The organism is Pseudomonas meliae, assembly GCF_001400515.1.
GTDB classification, from domain to species: domain Bacteria; phylum Pseudomonadota; class Gammaproteobacteria; order Pseudomonadales; family Pseudomonadaceae; genus Aquipseudomonas; species Aquipseudomonas amygdali.
Genome location: NZ_LJQT01000279.1, coordinates 1 through 3,718, shown reverse-complemented (window position 1 = coordinate 3,718; position 3,718 = coordinate 1). Strand labels below are relative to the sequence as shown.

Genomic DNA, 3,718 nt, shown 5'->3' with positions numbered 1-3,718 from the left:
TTGTCTACACCCTCTTAGACAATTATTAATACTGGCCACAGGCCTGTGCATGGGCTGGAGTGCTCAGGCCAGCCTTTATGCGGCCGAACATTACACACTGCTTGGTCGCTCGAGCCCGGCACACATGGACGTGAAGCTGGACAGCAACCAATGGCAATGGGTGCGCGGTCAACGTGAACTGACTCTCGGCATCTCGAACCCTGATTACCCGCCCTTCGATATCACAATGTCAGGCAACGACTATGAAGGCATCACTGCCGATTACGCGGGCATCATTTCGGATGCGCTGGACCTGCCGGTCAGGGTGCAGCGCTTCGAAACCCGCGATGCAGCGATCAAGGCACTGATCACAGGCCAGGTCGACCTGCTGGGCACTGCCAACGGCTTTGAAGCAGTTGATCGCAACATCAGACTGTCACAGCCCTACTCGGTGGATCAGCCCGTGCTGGTCACCCGGGTCGGAGACACGCGCCCCCTCAACGATGGCCTGAAAGGCATGCGGCTGAGCATGGTCTATCACTATTTGCCACCCGCAGAGGTCGAGGCGACGTACCCGGGTGCAACACTGAAGACCTACCCCTCGTTTCAGAACGCCATCAACGCCGTAGCCTTCAACCAGGCCGATGTCTTTCTGGGCGATACGATTTCCACCCAGTACATCATCAACAAGGGCTATCTGAACAATGTGCAAATGTCGAATTTCGGCAAGCACGAGCCCAATGGCTTCAGCTTCGCCGTCAGCAATGAAAACACACAATTGCTGGGTGTCATCAACCAGACACTGAAAGCGATTCCAGTCGATGAGCGCATCAACATTTCCAGGCGCTGGAGCACCGGCAGCGACCTGATGCTCACCGACCAGAAGCTGCAACTGACGCAACGTGAGGAACGCTGGATCGCTCAGCACCCGACCGTACGCGTGGTGGTCAACGAAGCGTACGCACCGCTGACCTTCTTTGACGCCAAGGGCAACTTTCGCGGCATCACCGCCGACCTGCTTGAACTGGTCCGCCTGCGCACCGGCCTCAGGTTCGACGTCAAGCGCTCGCCCAGCCTGACCGATATGCTGAACCAGGTCAGCGAGGGCCAGGCGGACCTGATCGGCGCACTGGTGTCCAGCGATGAACGAGAAGACCACCTGAGCTTCAGCCGGCCGTATATCGACAACTCATTTGTACTGGTCACCCGCAAGGACCAGGGTTCGCCCAGCTATCTGGAACAGATGGACGGCAAACGCCTGGCAATAACCCAAGGCAGCCCGATGCTGGACTGGCTGCGACGCAAATACCCCAGAGTCGTACCGCTGGAAATCGACAACCCGTTCCAGGCGCTGGACATGTTGTCACTGGGCAGAACGGAAGGCGCGGTCATTTCGCTGCTCAGCGCAGACTACTTTCTGTCTTCAGGCATCTTCGAGGAACGCCTGCAGATGACCGCCACCATCGGCGAGGACCCGGCGCTGATTTCCATGGCTACCTCACGCAATGCCACCGAGCTGAGTTCGATTCTCGACAAGGCGCTGGCAAGCATCGCGCCGCAGGATCTGGCGGCGATCAACAATCGATGGCGCGCCTATGCCCCTTCAAGCGCCAGCTGGCATGACTACGAACGCCTTATCTATCAGATTCTGATCAGTGCAGGCCTGTTGCTGCTGGGCCTGCTGGCCTGGAATGCCTGGATGCGGCGGCAGATACGTCAGCGTGAAGCGGCAGAGCGGGCGCTGGGCGACCAGTTCGAATTCATGCGCGCACTGGTTGAAGGCACGCCCCATCCGATCTACGTGCGGGATCGCGAAGGCATGCTGCGTATGTGCAATGACAGCTACCTGAGGGTCTTCTCAGCGCAACGTGAAGACATCATCGGCAAGAGCGCTACCGAAGGAGTGCTGGGCAATGCCTTCGAAGCGCGGGAATACGCTGCCGACTATCAACGGGTCATGGCCAGTAACACTGCATTGATCCTCGACCGGCCCCTGCGCATTGGCGACCGGCAGATGACTATCTACCACTGGATCCTCCCCTTTCGCGACTCTCTGGGCGAGGTGCAGGGCATCATTGGCGGCTGGATCGATATCAGCGAGCGTCGCCAGCTTATTGAAGACTTGCAGGCCGCCAAGGAACAGGCTGACGCTGCCAGCCGTGCCAAGAGCACCTTTCTTGCCACCATGAGCCATGAAATCCGTACGCCCATGAATGCAGTGATCGGAATGCTGGAGCTGGCGCTCAAACGTGCCGATCATGGCGAACTGGACCGCTCAGCCATCGAAGTCGCCTACAGCTCGGCCAACGACTTACTGGACCTGATCGGTGACATTCTCGACATTGCGCGCATTGAATCCGGCCGGCTGTCACTGAATCCAGAGCGGGCGAACCTGCGTCGACTGGTAGAGTCGGTACTGCGGGTATTCGACGGTCTGGCTCGCCAGAAGGACCTCGACCTGGTGCTGGAACTGGACAGCCGGATCAACGCCGATGTGCTGATCGACCCTCTGCGCTTCAAACAGATACTGTCCAACCTCGTAAGCAACGCCATCAAGTTCACCCCTATGGGACGGATCAAGATCGTGCTGCAGGCAGCCGAGAGCCCGGACCCGCAACTGCTGCACCTGCACATTACCGTTCAGGACAGCGGTATAGGCATCAGCGCCGAAGACCAGCAGCGTTTGTTCGAGCCCTTTGCCCAGGCCGATAACACCGGGCAGATGGCGCGCACCGGTGCCGGGCTGGGCCTGGTGATTTGCCGCAGCCTTTGCATGATGATGGGCGGCAACCTCTCGCTTGATAGCGTACCAGGCCAAGGCACCCGGATCAGTATGAACCTGGTGCTTACCACGCTTGAACCACTCACAGGCCAGCCCGTTACTACGCCACCGCTAGCCGTCGCTCACCAGACGCTACGGATCCTGATCGTCGACGACCATCCTGCCAACCGGCTGCTGCTCTGCCAGCAACTCGGTTTTCTAGGTCACCACTGCGAAATGGCCGAAAACGGCGCGCAGGGGCTTGAGCACTGGAAGACCGATACCTTTGATCTGGTGGTTGTCGACTGCAACATGCCGGTCATGAACGGCTATGACATGACCACTGCAATCCGCGCGATTGAAGACGCAGACGGCCAGCCACGCTGTCCGGTCTGGGGCTTCACGGCCAATGCGCAGCCTGACGAGATCGAGCGCTGCCGCGCAGCAGGCATGGACGACTGCCTCTTCAAACCCATCAGCCTTTCGATGCTCAGCGAACGGCTGACAGCCGTTTCGCCGCTGGCGCGCACACCTCTGCCGTTCAGCCTCGACAGCCTCAGCAACCTGACCGGTAACCGTCCAAAAATGGTTGAACGCCTGCTTGCGCAGCTACTGCAAAGCAATCACGAGGACCGGCTGTTGCTGGCCAGACTGATACCGGAAAACAATCGCAGGAAAACCCGCGACCTGGCCCACAGGATCAAAGGTGCCGCACGGATCATCAGCGCTTCAAGGGTGGTCGATGCCTGCGATGCACTTGAGCAGGCCTGCGAAGCGGACACGCCGGATGAACAGTTCCATACCTGTCAGCAGGTTGTCGAGCTGGCGATGATCGAGCTTGAGGACGCGCTGATTCTGCAGCAGGCGAAACCTGACTGAAGACGTTTCAAAGACGATGTAGCGAAGGGGAACAAGCGGGGGAAAAGCAAGAGAGGCAGGCGCTGGCCTGCCTCCCGTTAGGGAGTATCAGTTTTTTTG

1 protein-coding gene is annotated in these 3,718 nt (G+C 59.0%); it reads left to right on the top strand.

The features are described from left to right. Positions 1-49: 49 nt before the first annotated feature. Positions 50-3,619, top strand: coding sequence for a transporter substrate-binding domain-containing protein (locus ALO64_RS12900; RefSeq protein ID WP_044345700.1), 3,570 nt, complete (start codon positions 50-52; stop codon positions 3,617-3,619). The last annotated feature ends 99 nt before the right edge of the window (positions 3,620-3,718 follow it).

Bases quoted from the DNA above. Each gene is read 5' to 3' on its own strand.
- ALO64_RS12900 (WP_044345700.1), top strand. From the start codon at position 50: ATGGGCTGGAGTGCTCAGGCCAGCCTTTATGCGGCCGAACATTACACA.